The organism is Thermus sp. NEB1569 (assembly GCF_022385295.1).
In the GTDB taxonomy this organism is placed as follows: domain Bacteria; phylum Deinococcota; class Deinococci; order Deinococcales; family Thermaceae; genus Thermus; species Thermus scotoductus.
In genome coordinates this window covers 2,091,651-2,110,294 of sequence record NZ_CP092445.1, presented here as the reverse complement: position 1 = coordinate 2,110,294, position 18,644 = coordinate 2,091,651, and the positions used below count along the sequence as shown (strand labels likewise).

Here is an 18,644-nt window from a genome sequence, read left to right as displayed (position 1 = left end):
TTTACTCGCCGCTTTCGGGGGCCTGGGGCAGGCTCTGCGCCCGGAGGCGCTCCCAGGGGAAGTCGTCCAGGGGATAAAAGCGGTCCGCCTGCTGGGCCAGGCGGTGGGAGGAAAGGGCGTGGAAGGTGGTGTTTTCCACCTGCTTGCCCATGTCCTGGACCACCTTGACCACCTCGGCGAAGTCCCCATCCCCGGAGACCAGCACCGCCACGTCATAGGCGTCGGCGTAGGCCAGGCGAAGGATGTCTATGGCGATTTGGATGTCCACCCCCTTTTCCACAAACCCCTCCGCCCGCCTCTCCAGGCGGCCCAGGCGCACGGCCACATAGGGCACCCGCTTCAGGTAGTTGAGGAAGCTCTGGTGGGCCTTGGCGGCGGGGTCTTCTGGAGGAAGGGGGGCGTTGTAGTAGTAGGCCCGCAGGAGCCTGCGCCCAGCGGTGAGAAGGCTGATAAACTCCACGAAGTTTAGCCGATAATCCGCCCCCAGGTGCTGCACCAACCCCTTGTACAGGTTGGAGCCGTCAATGAATATTGCTACCCTTTCCATAATAGACCCGCCCCTTGCCGGGCTCCTTCAGTTTAGCCCAAGGGGGTGAGAATGTTTATAACCCACCGCTCCCTGGGGAGCAGTGGGGGAAGGGATAGGTCTTCTCCACGTAGCCCTTTTGGGCGGGGCTATCCTACCACGGTTTTCCCATGAGCGCAAGATGAGTGGCCGAAACGGTTTCTAGGAGCGCGTTTTTTCCGTTTCCGCGTACACGTCGCGAAAAACCCCGGGGATGGGGGCGTGGGGCTTGTGCACCCGCACCCGCACCCCCTCGAGGCGGGGAAAGGTGGCCAGCAGAGCTTCAGCCAGATGGTCCGCCAAGGCTTCTATCAGGCAGAACCGCTGGTGGCGCACCACCTTTTCCACCAAGGCGTAGACGGCAGCGTAGTCCACGGTTTCCTCCAGCCGGTCCCCCCTGCCCTCAAAGGGCACCTTAAGCCAGAGGTCCACCACAAACCGGGCTCCAAGCCGGCCTTCCTCGGGCCTCACCCCGTGGCGACCGTAGAACTCCAAACCTAAAAGGGCGATCTCCCCCATATCTATTCCCAAAGGGCGTTCCACACCGCAAGGGCCTCCCGGTGGGCGGCCACGTCGTGGACGCGAAGGATCCTGGCCCCCTTCATGGCGGCGTAAAGGTGGGCGGCCACGGAGCCAAGGACCCTTTTTGCCGGTTCCTCCACCCCCGTGAGCTCCCCGATGGAGCGCTTCCGGGAAAGCCCCACCAAAACGGGGTGGCCCAGGGCCACGATCTCCTCCAGGTGTTTAAGGAGGGCCAGGTTGTGCTCCAGCAGTTTCCCGAAGCCGAACCCCGGGTCCAGGACCACCTGGGGCACCCCGGTCCTCAGGGCGTTTTCCGCCTGGGCCTTGAGGAAGGTCTTCACCTCGGCCACCACGTCCCCGTAGCGGGCATGGGCCATCATGGTCTTGGGATCGGGCACGGGCATGTGCATGACCACCGCCGCCACCCCGTACCGGGCGCAGAGAGCCACCATGCGCTCGTCCCGAAGGCCCGTCACGTCGTTGATGAGGTGCGCTCCTAGCTTCAGGGCCTCCTCCGCCACCTCGGGCTTGCGGGTGTCCACGCTCACCGGCACCCCTAGCTCCAAGACCGCCTCCAACACCGGCAAAAGCCTCCTTTTTTCCTCCTCCACGGGCACGGGCTCCGCTCCCGGGCGGGTGGATTCAGCCCCCAGGTCCAGAAGATCCGCACCCTCGGCCACCAGGGTCTTGGCCCTTTCCAGGGCCCTTTCCGGGTCCAGGTAGAGGCCGCCATCGGAGAAGGAGTCGGGGGTGAGGTTGAGGATGCCCATGATCCTAGGGCGGGAGAGGTCCAGGGCGCGGTCGCGAAGCCAGAGCACGCAAGGATTATATTGGGGCCAGGGGGTGAAGCATGCGCCTGTTGGCCGCGGTGGATTTGGGGGAGGGCTTGGAGTCGGTGGTGGAAAGCGCCCGCTTCCTTCAGGAGGGGCTTGGCATCCCGGCGGAGCTTCTCCACGTGGTGCCCACTCCCTACTTTGAGGCCCTTGGCCGCCGCTTTCCCCATCTTAGGCCGGGGCTGGAGGAAGCCCTTAGCCAGGTGGAGAAGGAGGTGCAAAAGACCCTGGCGGATACCGGGCTTAGGGCCCGGGTGCTCCGGGGTTTCCCTGCGCAGGTGGTGGCGGGGGAAGCATTGAAAAGCCGGTTGGTGCTCCTGGGGCAGCGGGGGACGGGTACCCTCGAGGCCCTGGCCCGGGGCGGGCTTGCCCGCTACCTCCTGCACCGGGGGGAGGTGCCGGTTTTGTTGCTCCCCAGGGCCTTGAAGGCGGTGCGCCGCATCGCCGTGGGACTGGACGATAGCCCGGCAAGTCTTAGCGCCTTCCGGGTGGCGGAGGCCTGGGGGAGGGCTTTGGGGGCGGAAGTCTTTGGGCTCCACCTGGTGAGCGGGCAAGGGGGGTGTTGCTTCCCCACGTATCTGGATCCCGAAGGCCTCGCCCTGACCGAGGTTTTAGCCCAGGCCAAGGCGCACCTGGAACAGCTTCTCAAGGCCACCGGGGTGGTGGAGGTGTCCAAGGGGGATGAGGAGCTGGACCTTCTGCGCTTGGCCAAGGCCCGGGAGGCCGATCTTCTGGTCCTGGGCTCCAAGGCCAAGAGCACCTGGCGCCACCGGCTTGGGCGCATGGTGGAGGTGCTCTCCAGCCAAAGTTCCATGCCCCTTCTCGTGGTTCCCGAGGCCACGGTCTGGTAAGGTAAGGCCCATGCGCCATGGGCCCGGCTGGTACCTTTCCCTTTCCGCCTATTGGTTCGCCACCAGCTTCAAGTGGTTCTTGGTCCTCCTGGTGATCCTTCCCGCCAAGGTGGCGGAGCTTTCCCCTCCTGAGGAGAAGGCTACCCGCCTTGGCTTTCTTTTCGGTCTGGGGGCGGTGATGGCCATCCTGGGGCCTCCCGTCATGGGCTACCTTTCGGACCGCCTGGGTCGGAGGAAGCCCTTTCTCCTTTTGGGAAGCCTGCTCACAGCCCTGGCCCTCTTTCTCTTGGTGCACGCTCCAGGCTATGGCCTTTTGCTCCTGGCCTATCTGCTTCTGCAGGTGGCCGATGACCTGGCCACTGGGCCCTACTCCGCCCTCATCCCCGACCTGGTGCCCCGGGGAAACAGAGGGGTGGCCTCAGGGTACATGGGGGTGTTGCAGGTTTCCGGCCAGGTTCTGGGGGGCGCGGTGGGCTTTCTCTTTCCCTTGGCCTTCCAGGCTTACCTGGCCGCCTTCTTGAACCTGGCGGGGGCGGGCCTTAGCGCGCGCGTCATCCCCGACCATCCCCTGAGGGCCAATCCTAGGCCCTTTTTGGCCGCCATGGTGAGGCCCTGGCAGGACCGGGACTTCCTTTTGGTCTACCTGACCCGCTTCCTGGTGATGCTGGGCTTCTACCTGGCCCAGACCTACCTGCAGTACTACCTGGCGGACGTGGTGCGGGTCTTCCAGGCCTTCGGGCGGGCCCTCGCCCAGGAGCCCTTCCAGGGGGTGGCCCTTTTGGGCCTTCTCATCTCCTTGGGGGCCGCCTTGGCCAGCATCCCCGCCGGTCGGGCCTCGGACCGCTGGGGACGCAAACCCCTCATCTACCTTTCGGGGGTGGGTCTGGGCCTTCTGATGCCCTTCATCCTCCTTTTCCCCTACTACGATGCCCTGCTGTTCCTGGCCCTCTTCTTTGGCCTCTTCTACGGGGTCTACCTGGCGGTGGACTGGGCCTTGGTGGCGGATGTCCTGAGGGACCCCGAGGCCCACGCCACCGACATGGGCCTGTGGCAGACCTCCATCGTGGTGCCGCAGGTGCTGGCGGGAGCCTTTGGCCGGCCCTTGGACCTCCTGAACGCCCAGGGGGAGGGCCTGGGGTATTTGGTGCTCTTTTTGCTGGCGGGGGTCTTCTTTCTCCTGGGGGCCTTCCTGGTAGCCCCGATCCGCCGGGCCCGCTAGGACTTGGAATGGAAAAGCAACAGGGAAAAATCCCTCCTGGACGCAACCCCGCATTGACATCCCGGATTGCCCTGGGTAGGATGGGGCGGGTTTCAAGGGGGGTTGGGAATGCGCTTTCTCCTGGGTCTTTCGCAAGCCATAGATGTCTTGACCGAGGCCATAGGCAAACTCACCGTGTGGCTGGTGCTCTTGGTGGCCCTGCTTTCCGCGGGCAATGCCATCATGCGCTACGGCTTCAGCTATAGCTCCAACGCCTACCTCGAGGCCCAGTGGTACCTGTTCAGCCTCATCTTCCTCCTGGGCGGGGCCTACGCCTTAAAGCACAACGCCCACGTGCGCATCGACCTCATCTTCGGTCGGTTTTCCCAGCGCACCCGGGCTTGGATCGACGTGGTGGGGACGGTGCTCTTCCTTCTGCCCATGGCGGTGGGGGTGATCTACCTCTCCTGGCCCTGGGCCATGAACTCCTTTTTGGGGAAGGAGATGTCCCCCGATGTGGGGGGGCTTCCCCGCTGGCCCATCAAGCTGGCCTTGCCCTTGGGCTTTGCCCTTTTGACCCTCCAGGGGATCTCCGAGCTGATCAAGCGCATCGCCTACCTCACGGGGCATCTGCAGCTGGTGGAGGAGGAACGGGAGGTGGTGGAATGAACCTGGAAAACCTCATGCCTCCCCTGATGTTTTTGGCTCTGGTGGTCTTTTTGCTTTCCGGCTACCCCGTGGCCTTCTCCTTGGGGGCGGTGGGGATCGTTTTCGGCTTTTTGGGCATCGCCCTGGACATCTTCCCCGCACCCCTTCTTAAGGCCATGCCCGATCGCATCTTCGGCATCATGTCCAACCAGCTTCTCCTGGCCATCCCCTTTTTCACCTTCATGGGGATCATCCTGGAGAAAAGCGGCCTGGCCGAAGACCTCCTGGACACCATGGGGAAGCTCTTTGGGCCTTTAAGGGGCGGCTTGGCCCTAAGCGTGGTCTTCGTGGGGGCTATCCTGGCCGCCACCACCGGGGTAGTGGCGGCCAGCGTGATGGCCATGGGCCTTATCTCCCTGCCCATCATGCTGAAGTACGGCTATAACCCCCGCTTCGCCAGCGGGGTGATCCTGGGCTCGGCCACCTTGGCCCAGATCATCCCCCCCAGCGTGGTCCTCATCGTGTTGTCGGACCAGCTTGGGGTTTCCGTGGGGGATATGTACAAGGCGGCCCTGATCCCCTCAGCTCTCACCGTGGGCCTTTACTTCCTTTACGTGATCTACGTGGCCCTTTTCCGCCCGAAATGGGCTCCTGCCCTTCCTCCGGAAGCCCGGCCTGACGCCGGCAAGGAAGCCCAGGCGGCCTTTGCCTTGCTTTCCTATCTGCTGGTGGGGGTAGGGGCCTATGCCGTGGGCCGCTTCCTGCCCGCCTGGGCGGAGTGGCTGGAGGTGCTTTTGGCCCTAGGGATCTGGAGCTTGGTGCTCCTTCCCTGGATCCGCAAAAACCCCCTTCTCAGAAGGGCCCTCCTTTCCATGGTGCCTCCCCTGGTGCTGATCTTCCTGGTGCTGGGCACCGTGCTCATCGGCCTGGCCACCCCCACGGAGGCCGGGGCCATGGGGGTGGTGGGGGCCTTGATCCTGGCGGCTTTGAACCGCCGGCTTTCCTTCAAGGTCCTCTACGGGGCCATGGAGGGCACGGCCAAGCTCACGGCCTTCGTCATCTTCATCCTTATCGGCTCCACCCTCTTCAGCCTGGTCTTCCGGGGCGTGGACGGGGACCTCTGGGTGGAGGGGTTCCTCACGGGTCTACCGGGTGGGGAGGTGGGCTTCATCCTCTTCGTGATGCTCCTGGTGTTCCTTCTGGGTTTCTTCATCGACTTCTTTGAGATCGCCTTCATCGCCTTGCCCCTTTTGGCCATCGGGGCCGAGGCCTTGAACATAGACAAGCTCTGGTTTGGCCTCCTGGTGGGGGTGAACCTGCAGACCTCCTTCCTCACCCCGCCCTTCGGCTTCGCCCTCTTCTACTTGCGGAATGTCGCCCCCAAGGAGGTGAAGACGGCGGACATCTACCTGGGGGGGATCCCCTTTATCGGTCTTCAGCTTTTGGTCCTGGTCTTCGTGTATTTCCTGCGGGACCCCATCCTGCGGTTTGTCAGTGGGATGGGTTTTGGGGGGTAGGCTCTAGACTGGAGGCATGGACCTCACCCACTTTAAGGACGGCAAGCCTCACATGGTGGACGTGACGGAGAAGTCCGCCACCTTCCGCACCGCCACCGCCGAGGCCTATGTGGAGCTCACGGAGGAAGCCCTGGTTGCCTTGGAAGGAGGCGGGGTGGGGAAGGGGGACCCGCTTGCGGTGGCCCAGCTGGCCGGGATCCAGGCCGCCAAGAAGACCCCGGACCTCATCCCCCTCTGCCATCCCCTGCCTCTCACCGGTGTGGAGGTGAGGGTGGAGTTGGAGAAGGAGGCCAAAAGGGTGCGCATCGAGGCCACGGTGCGCACCAAGGCGGAGACCGGGGTGGAGATGGAGGCCCTGACCGCCTGCGCCGTGGCGGCCCTCACGGTCTACGACATGCTGAAGGCGGCCTCCAAGGGCCTGGTGATCTCCAGGGTGCAGCTTTTGCACAAGGCGGGGGGCAAGAGCGGGGAGTGGCGGCGCACCCCTGACCCTTGATACCCCTGGGGTATCCCCCCTTTCGGATATTCAATGCATACCCCCTTGACAAGCCAAAGGAAAAGGGGGCGCTTGGTGAGCTGTGGAAGAACACCAGACGCCCCCTTCCATCCTACCCCTGCCCCTGGAGGAACTGGTCCCCCTGCTCCAGGCATGGCTCCAAGCCCGCTTGCCAGAAGGGGAGAGAAAACCCGGCAGGCCCAGGACCTTCTCCGACCTCAGCCTCTTTCTCTTCCACCTGGTCCGCGCCCTCCTGGGCTTCTCCAGCGAACGCATGCGCCGGGAACTGGCCCGCAACCCTAGGCTCCGCAAGCGCCTCGGTCTAGAGCGCGTTCCCTCCTCTGCCACCCTCAGCGAGCGGAGCCGGAAGCTACCCTGGCCCCTCCTGCGGGGAGGGAAGCGGGTGGGCCGGGGGAGGCGGGTGCTGGCCATGGACGCCACCCTTCTCCCCGCCCAGAGGTCGGATGGGGAGGCGGCTTGGGGCGTGGGCTCGGATGGGGGCTGGGTTTATGGGTACAAGCTCCACCTCCTCGTGGACCTGGACACGGGGGAGGTGCTGGCCCTACGGGTGACCCCGGCCTCATGGCACGACTCCCCGGTGGGGCGGGGGATGCTCTGGGGGGTGGAGAGGTTTCCTGGGGAGAAGCCCCCCGTGGTGGTGGCGGACGCGGCCTACGAGGGGGAAGCCAACTTTCGGTTGGCGAGGAGGCGAGGGATGCTTCTGGTGACGGGGCATAACCGGAGACGGGGAAGGCCAAAGGGGAGGGGGCGGCTTTTGAACCTGCGGCGGCGGGGGAGAGGTGCGTACCGGAGGCTTTTGGGGCGGCGGTGGGAGCTGGAGACGGTTTTTGGTCTGCTGAAGGGGCCGATGGGGCTGGTGGGGGCGGTGGGGAGGGTACGGGGGCTGAAGGCGGTGGCCCTGCAAGTGGAAGCTTGGGTGATGGCCTGGAGCGTGGTGGCCCAGCTTCTTGGGCAGGCGGGTCTGCCCATCACCCGGGTGTTGCGGGTGGTGGCGTGAGGTGAGTACGCAGGTGAATATCCGAAAAGGGGGCCTGGGGTATATTCTAGGGCTATGCGCATCGCCATCGCCCTATCTAAAAACGATGACCAGAAGGTTTATCCGGGTCCTTTCGGGCACGCCCCCCGCTTCGCCATCTACGAGGTGGAAGGGGGAGGAAAGGTGAGCCTCCTCGAGGTGCGGGAAAACCCCTACGCCGCCATGGAGGGCGGAAGGAAGCACGAGCTCATGCGGGAGCTTCTCAAGGATGTGGACCTGCGGGTGGGGGCCCGCTTCGGCCACGGGGGTTCCATGGGGGCCTTCCCCATGGCGGATCGGCTGGAGGTGGGGCCGGTGAGCGTGGCCGAGGCGTTGGAAAGGGTCAGGGCCCGCTAAAGTAGCGCCTTAGAAGCTCCTTGGCCTCAGGGGAGAGGGGAGTGCGCTCCAGGTAGACCTCCACTCCCCGGCGCACTTCCTCTGGAGGGCTTCCCTCCCGCCAAGGGGAGGGTAGGTCCTGGCCCTTTCCTTCCCGGCCGGGCCCGAGGAGCTCCTGCCCGGGACCGGTGGGCTCTGGGAGGGGCAAGGAGGCGGGAGCCTCCAGGGTTGGGGAGGGTCCTGAGGCACCTGGGGTGGGGGTGCCTGCTTCCTTAGGCTGGCCCGGTTCCTGACCTGGGACCTCCTGGGTGGCTTCTGGCTTTCCTTCCCCTCGGCTTGGCGCCTGGGTGCCCTGCCCCGGGGCTCGGGGGGAACCCCTGGGGGAAGATCCCTGGGGGCTGGGCTCCGGTTCCCTTCCCTCCTGGGAGGTTGGGGCGGGGTGGCCCTGGCCTGGCTCCTTCCCTTGCGGCTTCCTGAGGGCCTCTGGGAAATCCGGGGGCGGCGTGGTTTTCCCAGGTGAAGCCCCGGGTGCTTCGGCTGGCTTCTCCCTTTCCAAGGGGGTTTGGGGGATTGCGGGGCGCCCGGCGTTGGGAAGGGACCAGAAGGGGCTTGCTTCCCTGGGAGGAAGCCCCGTCCACGAGCCCAAGGCCAAGGCCAGGAGGACTAGGTAGAGGGCGAGAAGGCCCAGGGGGAAGGGGGGAGGAGGGATCTCCAGCTTGCGGGCTTCCTGCCAAAGCCGTTCTTCCCCGTAGGCCAAGGCGGTGGGATAGGCCAGGCTGGCCCGGGCGATCTCCCGTAGCGCCCGCCCTTCCCAAAGTCGGGCGGGAAGCAAAAAGGGTAGGAGGGAGGCCAGGGCGAAGAAGGGGTGGAGAAAGCCTAGAAGCGCCAAGGGAAGGGCCAAGAGGAGCCGGTGGCGCCAGGCCAGGCGCCTTGCGTAGAGAAGGTGGAACCCAGGCTCCACGGCAAGACCATTATCCCTCGCCAAAGGCTAAGGAAAAGGTGCCCGGGGCCTTTAGGCCCCGGGGGGAGGGAGTACACAGGTCTACTTGACCGGGGGACGGGACTTGAGGACCTCCTGGGGGGAGAGGGCCCTGGCCCTTTGCGCCTTCACCTCCTCGGCGCTTATGGGCTTGGCCTTGGACTTGGCGAAGGTGGTGAGGATGTGGTTCAGGAGGTCGGCCACCTCCTGGTCCTTGAGCTGGCGGAAGGGGGGCATGACCCCGTTATAGGTTTTCCCCTGCACGGTGAGGGGGCCCTGGAGGCCGTAGAGGACCACCCGGATCAGGTACTCCCGGCCCCCCTTGGCCTGGACCACCTTGTCCAGGTGGGTGAGGGGCGGGAAGGCTCCGGGTATCCCTTGCCCCGTGGCCTGGTGGCAGCTTTGGCAGTTGGCGGAGTAGAGCTTGGCCCCGGGGCTTTGCCCAAGGGCCAGAAGGCCCAGGAAGAGCAAGGCGGGCAAGAGGCGCTTCATGGCTCCATTATGGGGAACCCCGCTCCCCTTAGGCCAGGGACATTTGTCCTAGGCCCTTAGGGATGTAGGCGCAGCGGGGGTCGGCGGCCAGGTGATCCCCGGTTTCCGCCCAGGCCCGGGCCCGGCTTCCCCCGCAAAGCTCCCGGTACTCGCAGACCCCGCACTTGCCCTTGAGAAGGGCCTTGGGTAAGGGGTCCGGCACCGCCGAGGCCCGGCAGTGCTGGCAGGCGAGCAGGCAGGCCCGGGTCATCTCCCAGGCCACCAGGAGGGGGAAGCGGTGAAGGTCGGGCTTCATGCCTCCAGGATGCCGCCTGGGGGTGGGGGCAGATGTCCCTAGCGGAGAAGGGTGAGGCGGTAGACCAGGGTAAGGGCCTCCCCGGGTTTAAGGGGGACCTCCAGGCGGTAGCCCTGGGGCAGGTGGGTGGCCTCGGGGAAGTCCAGGCGGAAGGGCTGGGGGAAGGTTTCCGAAAGGAGGAGGGCGATGGGGTAGGGGTAGGGGTTTTTGAAGCGGGTTTCCACCCGGTAGGTGGCCTCCTTTTCGCTTTGCTGGAGCAGGTTCACCGACCGTTCCAGCCGGCCCTCGAGGTCCCGCCCCAGCCACGCCTCCGCCCACTCCCCCTTGGGGGTACCGGGAAGAGGGGCCTGGCCAAGGAAGAGGCCTCCTTCCACCACCTCCAGGCTTCCAGGGGCCAGGGGGAAGGGGGCCGTAAAGCGGTACCCCCGTTCCAGAGGTAAAAGGCGGTCGGTGCGAAAGGGGCCCTGGTAGCGCAGCAGGCGCACTAGAGCTACGTCCGCCCTGAGGAAGGGGATTTCCGTGAGGCCGGCCTCTATCCTCCGGGGAGGGAGCTCGTAGCGGAAGAGGCCAAAGGGGGTCTCTCCGGGGGCTTCGGTCAGGGCGCGCAGGGCCATCCCCGGGGCGGCCTTGGCCTCCAGCAGGGGGGCTTCCCCCGCCAGGAGGGTGAGCTTTTGGGCCTCGAAGGCCTCCCCCTCCAGCTTGAGCCGGGCCCAGGCGGTGAGGCGGCCCTCCTCCAGGGTGTAGAAGACCTCTCCGGAAAGCCCGGTGTAGAGGTAGCGCAAGGTGGCTGGCCCTTCCCCGCGGTAGCGGAAGAGGACCGCGGTGCCCTGGTAGACCCGTTCCACCTCCTCCACTCCCAGGAGCCTTAGCGAGCCCGGGGCCGTGCGGGAAAGCTTCTCCCCCGCCAGATAGACCCAGGCCCCAGGGGGCAGGACCACGGGCTCCTTGACCTCGGCGAAGCCAGGGTAGACCACCACCTCCTGGGCCAGGGCCAGGAGGCCCAGGGAGAAGAGGGCGAGGAGTTTTTTCATACCCCCAGTCTACGGGCCAAAGCCTCCACCTCGTCCCGGGAGAGGGGCCTTCCGTGGCCGATGTGGATCCTTTCCACCCCCAGGTCCAGGATCTTCCGCACCGTCTTCTGGGCCAGGGCGTGGTCCTCGTTGATGAAGCGGGGGGGAAGCCCCCGGCCCCGCAGGGCATCCCCGGCCACCAGCACCCCTTCCCGCAGGAGGCCCACCTGGCCCAGGGTGTGGCCGGGAAGCGCCACTACCCGCCACCCCAGGACCTCGTCCCCCTCCTCCACCGGCTGCAAGGCCGCTTTGGGAAGGGGTGGGGCCAGGTTGGCGAGCCAGCCCCCCAGGAGGGGAACCGGGAGGGGAGGCCTTGGCCTTTGCCCCGTGAGGTAGGGCCACTCCGAGGGGTGGGCTAGGACGGGGATCCCAAAGCACTCCCAAAGGGCCCGGGCCCCACCGCTATGGTCCAGGTGATGGTGGGTGAGGAAGAGGAGCTTGGGGGGGCCTGGGAGCCTGCGAAGAAGCCGCCTAGCCTCCCAGGGGAGGCCAGCGTCCACCAGGAAATACCCTCCGGGGGCGGGGAGGCGGTACAGGTTGGCGGCGAAGCCCAGGGCCTCAGGCCCGCTCATAGAGGGAGCCCACGCCCATCTCCGCCAGGGCTTTCCGGATGCCTGGGGCGTCTATGCCCGCTTGGCGGTGGAGGCTCGGGATGGTGCCGTGGTCCAAAAAGCGGTCGGGAAGGCCCAGAACCCGCACCTCGGCCCTCAGGCCCATCTCGTTTAAGGCTTCCAGGACGGCGCTCCCAAACCCCCCCATCCTCTGGTGGTCCTCCACGGTGAGGAGCTTATAGCGGGCGAGCGCCCGGAGCCTCTCCTTGTCCAGGGGCTTGAGGAAGCGGGCGTTCACCACGCCCACCCGGGGGTCGTCCCCGGCGGCCTCGAGGGCGTAGCGCAGGGTCTTGCCGAAGGCCAGGATGTAGACCTCCGTGCCCTCCTTGAGCACCTCCCAGGTGCCCCAGGCGATCTCCGGCCAGGTGCCCTCGGGCACCCGCTCCACGTTATCCCGGGGATAGCGGATGGCCACCGGCCCCCCCACCTCCAGGGCCTTCTTGAGCATGGCCCGGAGCTCCAAGGCGTCCTTGGGGGCGGCGATCTGCAAATTGGGGATGGTGCGCAGGTAGGCGATGTCAAAGACCCCGTGGTGGGTGGCCCCATCCGCCCCCACCACCCCTGCCCGGTCGATGGCGAAGACCACGGGCAGGTTCTCGATGGCCACGTCGTGGATCACCTGGTCGTAGGCCCGCTGCAGGAAGGTGGAGTAGATGGCCACGATGGGCTTAAGGCCCCTTAGGGCCATGCCCGCCGCCGTGGTCACCGCCACGTCCTCGCAGATGCCCACGTCCAGGTAGCGCTCGGGGTGTTCCAGGGAGTAGCGCACCAGCCCCGAGCCCTCCCGCATGGCCGGGGTGAGGACGAAGAGCCGGGGCTCCAGGTGGGCGAGCTCGGTGACCGCGTCCCCGAAGGCCTGGCTCCAGGAGTAGCCCTTGGAAACCTTCTCCGGCTTCTTGGGGTCAAAGCCCGGGGGGCCGTGCCAGTAGATGGGGTCGGCCTCCGCCACCTTGTACCCCTTGCCCTTTTGGGTGACCACGTGGAGGAGGGTAGGGCCTTCCAGCGCCTTCAGGTGCTCCAGGATGTGGATGAGGCCCTTCAGGTCGTGGCCGTCCACGGGGCCGATGTAGCGGATGCCCCAGGCGTAGAAGGGATTCTCCTGGTGCAGGATGAGCTTGGCCGCCTCCTTGGCCCGGTCCACCAGGCCGAAGAGCTTGGGGGAGATGTGCTCCAGGATGCTTCGCCCCAGCTTCTCGGCGTCCTGGACCCACTTTCTTATCTGAAGCTCTTTGAAGTACTTGTTGAGGGCCCCCACGTTTTCCGAGATGCTCATCTCGTTGTCGTTGAGGATGATGAGCATCCTCTTGCCCAGCTCCCCGATCTTGTTGAGGGCGGCCAGGGCCATTCCTCCGGTGAGGGCCCCATCCCCTATGACCGCCACCACGTGGTAGTCCTCCTTCGCCAGGTCCCGGGCGATGGCCATGCCCAGGGCATGGGCCAAGGAGGTGCTGGCGTGCCCGGCGGTGATGGCGTCGTGCTCCGACTCGGAAACCTTGGTGAAGCCGGAAAGCCCCCCTTCCTGCCTTAGGGTGTGGAAGTGGTCCTTGCGCCCGGTGATGAGCTTGTGGGCATAGGCCTGGTGGCCCACGTCGAAGAGGATGCGGTCTTTAGGGGACTGGAAGACCCTGTGCAGGGCCAGGATGAGCTCCACCGCTCCTAGGGAGCTTGCCAGGTGGCCTCCGTTTTGCGCCGTGACCCGGATGATCTCGCTCCGGATTTCCTCGGCCAAGGCCAGGAGCTCCTCGAGGGTCAGGCCCTTCAGGTCGTCCGGGCTATTCACCTTGTCCAGTACCATTGCTCCCCCCTAGCTAGAAGTTCTTCTCCACCAGAACGCGGCCTTCCCGGGTGCGCACCTCCCCCACCCTGGGGGAAAACCAGACTTCCCGGACATCCTGGCCGCGCTCGTCCTGGTAGACCTGGCGGATGCGGTACACCTGGAAGACCCCGGCGGGCAGGCGCACCTCCCGCTCCTCCAGCACCTCCATGGTATAGCTCAGGCCCCCCTGGGCCAGGGGCTCTCGTCCCCCAGGGGTGAGGAGCTCCACCCGCACTGTCACCCTGCCCCCCCAGCGGTAGCCCACGGCTAGGAGGGCCTCCGGGGGGTACTCCAGGATGGGGGGGATGAAGACCACCCGGGCGGAGGGGTCCTGGAAGCCCAAAAGCCGCACGCCAAAGGCCCCCACCTGCCGGTAGTAGACCCTGTCCTCCCCCCGGCCGAAGCTTCGGAAGCGCACCGCCTCCTGCCCCTCGTAAAGGGCCGGGCCCTCCACCCGCACCCGGTAGGGTGGGGAGGAAAGGGCCTCCCCCTCGGGCACATAGACCCACTCCAGGCCCGTGGTGGCGGGATAGAAGGCGGTTTCCTTAAGAAGGGGCCGGGCCTCGGGGGCCTGGGTGGCCTGGGGGGCACAGGCGGCCAGAAAGAGGGCGAGGGCCATAAGGTACCGCCTCATGATACGGAGTTTACCCCTTAAGCCCCCGTGGGCCGGCCTACACTGCCCGCAAGGAGGAATGCCCGGATTAGAGAAAAGTGGGGGTGTGGGGGAGCTATAATCCCCCGGTTTCCAAGATAGCCCTCAAGATACGCTAACGCGTGACACAGGCTGACCAAACCGGGGATACATGGGTCAGCGGTCACGCGAAGCGTACCTTGCAGCTACATGCGACCGAAGGGAGCTTAGCTCCCCCACGTCCACCACAGGTGGACACGGATTTGGTACAATGTTCTTGGGGACAAAGTTCCCCGTGGACCTTGAAACTTGGAGTAGGGGGTTCCATCGGGTAGTCCGATGGGTAAAACTCCAAACGAACACCCGTGGCAGAGCCAGAAGCATTGCGCTCGCCTGCCGATACGGAGTCAAGGTCTTTCTGGGCCTGGACGGGGCCTTCGGGGGAAACCCCGAGAAGCCCCGGACTTTAGTCCGGGGAGTCGTCACGAGGTCCAGGTAGGCCTCCAAAAGCTCCTTTAGGCCCTCCTCCAAGGGAGCCTCCTCCGCGGGGAGGCGTTCCAGAAACCCCGCCGGGATAAAGCGGGAAAGGGCCGCCCGCAAAAGGGCCTCCTTGCTGCCGAAACGCCGGAAGAGGGTTACCTCGTTCACCCCGACCCGCCGGGCGATCTCCTTGGTGGTGGCCCCCCGGTACCCCCGCTCGGCCAGAAGCTCTAAGGCCGCAAGGAGGAGCCTCTCGCTGGGGTCCATGCCGCCAGCAGCCCCATCCGGTTCTGCAAGCAAGCGCATACTTTCAAGACCAGCCTACCCCCCTTTCCCCTCGAGGGCAAGGGGATGTGGCATACTCAACCTAGGAGGAAAAACCATGACCCTACTGGACCGCCTAAGCCGTCTCATCCGGGCCAACCTGAGCGACCTGCTGCGCCGGGCCGAGGACCCCGAGAAGATCATCAACCAGGCCCTGGAGGACATGAAAGAAGCCCTAAGGGAGGCCCGGGAGCAGGTGGCGGCTGCCATGGCTGAGGGCAAGCGCCTGGAACGGGAGGTGGAAAGCCACCTGAAGGAAGCCGCCCTCTGGGAGGAAAAGGCCAAGGAGGCCTTAACGGCTGGCCGCGAGGACCTGGCCAAGGAGGCCTTGAGGCGAAGGAAGCGGGCCCTGGACCTGGCCGAGGGCTTCAAGCAGCAGGCGGAGGAGCAAAAGGCCCTTATAGAGCGCCTCATGACCCAGCTCAAGGCCCTCGAGGCCAAGATCGACGAGGCCGAGGCCAGGAAAAAGCTCCTTCTCGCCCGCAAGAAGGGGGTGGAGGCCGCCGAGGCAGTGCGGCGGATGGAATCCAAGCTGGACGCCCACCCGGCCCTCGAGGCCTTTGAGGAGATGGAGGCCCGCATCCTCTCCATGGAGGACCGGCACGAGGCCCTGAAGGAGCTGGATGGCCAGGACCTGGGAAAGGAGCTCGCCGCCCTCTCCGCGGAAAAGGAGCTGGAGGAGGAGCTTTCCCGCCTCAAGAAGGAGCTTGGCCAATCGTGACGACTCCCCGGACTAAAGTCCGGGGCTTCCCAGGGTGTTTCCCTGCGGGAAAGCACGCGGGGTTTCCCCCGAAGGCCCCGTCCGGGCCCAGAAAGACCTTGACTCCGTATCGGCAGGCGAGCGCAATGCTTCTGGCTCTGCCACGGGTGTTCGTTTGGAGTTTTACCCATCGGACTACCCGATGGAACCCCCTACTCCAAGTTTCAAGGTCCACGGGGAACTTTGTCCCCAAGAACATTGTACCCAATCCGTGTCCACCTGTGGTGGACGTGGGGGAGTCCATGTATCCCCGGTTTAAAAACCGGGGGATTATAGCTCCCCCACACCCCCTCTTTTCTCTAAAGGCCCACCAGGCCCTTCTGCCCAAGCTGCTTGCCGAGCTTCTCCGCCACCCGGGGCTAAGGGGCGCAGGACCTCCGAAAGGCATCCTGGGTGTCTTGGAAAGGGTGATGGCCTTCTTCCGGGCCAAGCAGCGGGAGGGTTTCCTCCGCTTGGACGAGGCTCCGGAGGAGATGGCCTTGGCCTTTGTGGGCCCCTTGATGGCCCGGTTTCTCCTGGGGGAGGCCTTGGGGGTGCGCCTGCCCCTGGATAAGGCGGCCTATCTGAGGGGGTATCTGGAGGGTAGACATGGTGCAGGTTGAGGAGGTCACGCGAAGCTTCGGAAGCCTCAAGGCCTTCAAGGCCTTGGACCGGGTGAGCCTCGAGGTGCGCCCCGGGGAGGTCTTCGACCTCCTGGGGCCCAACGGGGCGGGGAAGACCACCTTGGTGCGGATCCTCACCGGGGTTCTCCTCTTTTCCGCCCTGGTCCTCTTCCTGGCCTCCGTGCGCTTCCAAAGGCAGGTGGTGGCATGAAAAGGATCTGGTGGGCGGGGTGGGTGGTTTTGGGCTTGGCCCTGGCCCAAGGGCGCCTCGAGGCCGGTGTTTATGGAGTTTCGGGAAGCTTAGCCTCCACCCTCGAGGGAGGCTTCACCCTGGAGCCGGGGGAGGTCTACGGGAAGCTCCAGGTGGGGCAGGAAAGCCGGGGGGCCTTGGGGCTTTCCTCGAGCCTCGCCCTAGGGCCCCTGGGGTACCTGGCCTATGGCCTGCAAGCCGAGGTGGGGGTGGGGGGGCTTGGGGGGATGGCCTTTGCCGAAGGGGGTGCCGGCCCCCTGGCCCTGGCGGCGCGGCTCGGCTACCGCTCCAAGAGGGTTTTCCCCCTGTTCCCCGAGGAGGGGGTGTTCGGCCGGCTTTCCCTGCGTTACCGCCTGGTGCCCAAGGAGGTGGTGGGCCTGCTCTTGGAAAGGGGAGAGGTCTTGCGGGCCGAGGTGAGCTACGCCCTGAGGGAGGAGGCCACCTATACCCTGGGGGCGGGTTTTTCCGGCCTGCCCTATCTAGTTTTGGGCTGGAAGGGCGAGGTGGGGGAGGGGATGGAGGTTCTGGACCTCGCCCTGCGCTTAGGGGGGTTAAATCGCCTCGAGGCGGGGCTTTACTTAGGGGAGGCTAGCCTTTTCCTCACCCTTTCCTATCCCTTTGCGGGTAGCCTCGGGGTGTGGCTTGGGGACTTGGGGCTCGAGGGAGGATATAGGGAGGCTCCCTACGCCTGGGTCCGGTACGCCTGGAGGTGGCCATGAGGAGGAGATTTATGGAAAAACCCTGGGGTATTTTGCTCCTGGCCCTGGGCCTGGCTCTGGCGCAAAGCGTCTCCGAGATCCTGGACCGGGTGGAAAGGAACCTGCAGGACCCCTGGCAGGCGGTGGTGCAGGGTCAGATCCAGGGACCCGGAGGGCAGGAGGAGCTTAAAGCCCGGGTGCTGGCCATTCCCAAGGAAAACCTCTTCCGCATAGAGTTTCAGAAACCGGGCTCTCTGGAGGGCAACTTCACGGTGATCACGGAAAAGGAGGTCTGGAACTACCTTTACCTCACCAACCAGCTCATCGTGAGCCCCAAGGAAAAGGCCCAGGTGCAGGGCCTGGGGTTTAGCCCCCAGGGCCTTGGGGACCTGAAGGGGCTTTCCGAGCGGGTGAGCCTTCGCCTTGTGGGGGAGGAGCGCCTGCCGGAGGGGGTGGCCTGGAAGCTGGTGGGCCGGGCACAGGAGGGCCAGGGCTTCGCCACCCTGGAGCTTTACATCCTGAAGAACGATCCCAGGCCCGTGCGCTTCGTGTTTCGGGACGAGGCGGGGAAGGTGATGGCCGACCTGCGGGTGGTGGAGTTCAAGAAAGCCTCCTTACGCCCCCAGGATCTCAAGCGCTACCCCAAGGACGCCCAGGTGGTGCGGCGCTAGGGTTCGGCGTAGAGGGGGGTGGTGAGGTACTTCCAGCCGCCATCCGGGCTGATGCAGGCCACCCTCTTGCCAGGGCCCAGTTCCCTGGCCACCTGCAGGGCTGCCCACAGGATTCCTCCCGAGCTCATCCCCAGGAAAAGTCCTTCCTCCTTGGCCAGCCGCCGGGCCAGGGGAAAGGCGTCCTCCTCCCACACCTGGATGACCCCATCCAGAAGGGAGAGGTCCAGGTTCTCGGGGATGAAGCCGGGTCCCATGCCCTGGAACTGGTGCTGGCCCATCTTGCCCCCGGAGAGGACGTTGGAGCGGGCGGGCTCCACGGCGATCACCTTCACCCCGGGGATCCTTTCCTTCAGGTACCGCCCCACCCCGGTGATGGTCCCCCCGGTGCCCGAGCCGTAGACGAAGGCGTCGATGCGTCCCTCCAGGGCTTCAAAAAGTTCGGGCCCCGTGGTTTCGTAGTGGGCACGCACGTTGGCGGGGTTGGCGAACTGGTCGGGCATGAAGGCCCCAAGCTCCTCCTTAAGGCGCAAGGCTTCCTCCCTTGCGGCCAGCATCCGCCTCGCCGGGTCAGTGAGGACCAGCTCGGCGCCGAAGGCCTTCAGCACCCGCTTCCTCTCCTCGGACATCTGGGCGGGCATAGTGAGGATGAGGCGGTAGCCTCGGCTTGCGGCGATCATGGCCAGGCCGATCCCGGTGTTGCCGCTGGTGGGCTCCACGATGACCTGGCCGGAGCCGGGGCGAAGGATGCCCCTCTCCTCGGCGTCTTTGATCATGTACCAGGCGGGCCGGTCCTTGATGGACCCCCCGGGGTTGAGGCCCTCCAGCTTCACCCAGACTTCGGCCATGTCGGGCTCCACCACCCTGAAAAGGCGCACCACCGGGGTTTTGCCGATGATCGTTTCCACCCGCATACCCCTACTATAGGGCCTGTAAGGGAAGGGGAAGGAGCTTGGATACGGGGAA

22 protein-coding genes and 2 pseudogenes are annotated in these 18,644 nt (G+C 65.7%); 12 read left to right on the top strand and 12 right to left on the bottom strand.

Going from position 1 to position 18,644, the window contains the following annotated elements:
• Position 1: 1 nt before the first annotated feature.
• From MI302_RS12030 to folP, 3 genes are all read right to left on the bottom strand, one after another.
• Entirely contained in the window at positions 2 to 547 is a 546-nt protein-coding gene (locus MI302_RS12030; protein ID WP_239725903.1) for an NYN domain-containing protein, read from the bottom strand.
• Positions 548 to 727: 180 nt separating this feature from the next.
• A complete protein-coding gene (gene folB, locus MI302_RS12025) occupies positions 728 to 1,084 on the bottom strand; it encodes a dihydroneopterin aldolase (RefSeq protein ID WP_239726533.1) in 357 nt (118 codons plus the stop codon).
• Between the two features lie 2 nt (positions 1,085 to 1,086).
• Positions 1,087 to 1,905, bottom strand: a complete 819-nt coding sequence (gene folP, locus MI302_RS12020; protein WP_239725902.1) for a dihydropteroate synthase — start codon at positions 1,903 to 1,905, stop codon at positions 1,087 to 1,089.
• A 32-nt stretch (positions 1,906 to 1,937) separates the two neighbouring features.
• Here folP and MI302_RS12015 point away from each other — a divergent pair, with 32 nt between their 5' ends.
• From MI302_RS12015 to MI302_RS11985, 7 genes are all read left to right on the top strand, one after another.
• The gene (locus MI302_RS12015) at positions 1,938 to 2,771 is read left to right on the top strand and encodes a universal stress protein (protein ID WP_126213492.1); all 834 of its coding nucleotides are present in this window, start codon (positions 1,938 to 1,940) and stop codon (positions 2,769 to 2,771) included.
• A 10-nt stretch (positions 2,772 to 2,781) separates the two neighbouring features.
• Entirely contained in the window at positions 2,782 to 3,990 is a 1,209-nt protein-coding gene (locus MI302_RS12010; protein WP_239725901.1) for an MFS transporter, read from the top strand.
• A 108-nt stretch (positions 3,991 to 4,098) separates the two neighbouring features.
• Positions 4,099 to 4,638, top strand: coding sequence for a TRAP transporter small permease subunit (locus MI302_RS12005; protein ID WP_239725900.1), 540 nt, complete (start codon positions 4,099 to 4,101; stop codon positions 4,636 to 4,638).
• The gene (locus MI302_RS12000) at positions 4,635 to 6,134 is read left to right on the top strand and encodes a TRAP transporter large permease subunit (RefSeq protein ID WP_239725899.1); all 1,500 of its coding nucleotides are present in this window, start codon (positions 4,635 to 4,637) and stop codon (positions 6,132 to 6,134) included. Before MI302_RS12005 ends, MI302_RS12000 begins: the two co-directional genes overlap by 4 nt.
• Positions 6,135 to 6,150: 16 nt before the next feature.
• Positions 6,151 to 6,630, top strand: a complete 480-nt coding sequence (gene moaC, locus MI302_RS11995; protein WP_239725898.1) for a cyclic pyranopterin monophosphate synthase MoaC — start codon at positions 6,151 to 6,153, stop codon at positions 6,628 to 6,630.
• 82 nt (positions 6,631 to 6,712) lie between these two features.
• Complete coding sequence (locus MI302_RS11990; RefSeq protein ID WP_239725638.1) at positions 6,713 to 7,648, top strand: transposase; 936 nt, start codon at positions 6,713 to 6,715, stop codon at positions 7,646 to 7,648.
• A 54-nt stretch (positions 7,649 to 7,702) separates the two neighbouring features.
• Positions 7,703 to 8,023, top strand: coding sequence for a NifB/NifX family molybdenum-iron cluster-binding protein (locus MI302_RS11985; protein WP_038031688.1), 321 nt, complete (start codon positions 7,703 to 7,705; stop codon positions 8,021 to 8,023).
• On the opposite strand, the gene MI302_RS11980 is transcribed toward MI302_RS11985, so the two are convergent.
• From MI302_RS11980 to MI302_RS11945, 8 genes and pseudogenes are all read right to left on the bottom strand, one after another.
• Positions 8,010 to 8,963: a hypothetical protein gene (locus MI302_RS11980; RefSeq protein WP_038031690.1), complete on the bottom strand. Its 954-nt coding sequence runs from the start codon at positions 8,961 to 8,963 to the stop codon at positions 8,010 to 8,012. The two genes, MI302_RS11985 and MI302_RS11980, sit on opposite strands and share 14 nt — an antisense overlap.
• Before the next feature lie 81 nt (positions 8,964 to 9,044).
• Positions 9,045 to 9,473 (bottom strand): cytochrome c, encoded by a 429-nt coding sequence (locus MI302_RS11975; protein ID WP_239725897.1) that lies wholly within the window; start codon positions 9,471 to 9,473, stop codon positions 9,045 to 9,047.
• Positions 9,474 to 9,501: 28 nt separating this feature from the next.
• Positions 9,502 to 9,657: pseudogene (locus tag MI302_RS11970) on the bottom strand (radical SAM/SPASM domain-containing protein); the annotation flags it as partial.
• A 149-nt stretch (positions 9,658 to 9,806) separates the two neighbouring features.
• Entirely contained in the window at positions 9,807 to 10,799 is a 993-nt protein-coding gene (locus tag MI302_RS11965) for a DUF4139 domain-containing protein (protein WP_239725896.1), read from the bottom strand.
• On the bottom strand, positions 10,796 to 11,410 hold the full coding sequence (locus MI302_RS11960; RefSeq protein ID WP_239725895.1) for an MBL fold metallo-hydrolase: 615 nt from the start codon (positions 11,408 to 11,410) through the stop codon (positions 10,796 to 10,798). Before MI302_RS11960 ends, MI302_RS11965 begins: the two co-directional genes overlap by 4 nt.
• On the bottom strand, positions 11,397 to 13,244 hold the full coding sequence (gene dxs, locus MI302_RS11955; protein WP_239725894.1) for a 1-deoxy-D-xylulose-5-phosphate synthase: 1,848 nt from the start codon (positions 13,242 to 13,244) through the stop codon (positions 11,397 to 11,399). Before dxs ends, MI302_RS11960 begins: the two co-directional genes overlap by 14 nt.
• A gap of 13 nt (positions 13,245 to 13,257) precedes the next feature.
• Positions 13,258 to 13,899, bottom strand: a complete 642-nt coding sequence (locus MI302_RS11950; RefSeq protein WP_239725893.1) for a hypothetical protein — start codon at positions 13,897 to 13,899, stop codon at positions 13,258 to 13,260.
• Between the two features lie 174 nt (positions 13,900 to 14,073).
• The gene (locus MI302_RS11945) at positions 14,074 to 14,682 is read right to left on the bottom strand and encodes a TetR/AcrR family transcriptional regulator (protein ID WP_239725892.1); all 609 of its coding nucleotides are present in this window, start codon (positions 14,680 to 14,682) and stop codon (positions 14,074 to 14,076) included.
• A 76-nt stretch (positions 14,683 to 14,758) separates the two neighbouring features.
• Here MI302_RS11945 and MI302_RS11940 point away from each other — a divergent pair, with 76 nt between their 5' ends.
• From MI302_RS11940 to MI302_RS11920, 5 genes and pseudogenes are all read left to right on the top strand, one after another.
• Positions 14,759 to 15,421, top strand: coding sequence for a PspA/IM30 family protein (locus tag MI302_RS11940; RefSeq protein WP_239725891.1), 663 nt, complete (start codon positions 14,759 to 14,761; stop codon positions 15,419 to 15,421).
• A gap of 281 nt (positions 15,422 to 15,702) precedes the next feature.
• Positions 15,703 to 16,062 (top strand): hypothetical protein, encoded by a 360-nt coding sequence (locus MI302_RS11935; protein ID WP_239725890.1) that lies wholly within the window; start codon positions 15,703 to 15,705, stop codon positions 16,060 to 16,062.
• Positions 16,049 to 16,210 (top strand): annotated as a pseudogene (locus MI302_RS11930) (ATP-binding cassette domain-containing protein); the annotation flags it as partial. The gene MI302_RS11935 and the pseudogene MI302_RS11930, both read left to right, overlap by 14 nt.
• A 59-nt stretch (positions 16,211 to 16,269) precedes the next feature.
• The gene (locus MI302_RS11925; protein ID WP_019551383.1) at positions 16,270 to 17,031 is read left to right on the top strand and encodes a hypothetical protein; all 762 of its coding nucleotides are present in this window, start codon (positions 16,270 to 16,272) and stop codon (positions 17,029 to 17,031) included.
• A gap of 11 nt (positions 17,032 to 17,042) precedes the next feature.
• Complete coding sequence (locus MI302_RS11920) at positions 17,043 to 17,681, top strand: outer membrane lipoprotein carrier protein LolA (RefSeq protein WP_019551384.1); 639 nt, start codon at positions 17,043 to 17,045, stop codon at positions 17,679 to 17,681.
• On the opposite strand, the gene cysK is transcribed toward MI302_RS11920, so the two are convergent.
• Entirely contained in the window at positions 17,678 to 18,592 is a 915-nt protein-coding gene (cysK, locus tag MI302_RS11915; protein ID WP_239725889.1) for a cysteine synthase A, read from the bottom strand. The genes MI302_RS11920 and cysK overlap by 4 nt on opposite strands.
• Positions 18,593 to 18,644 lie beyond the last annotated feature (52 nt).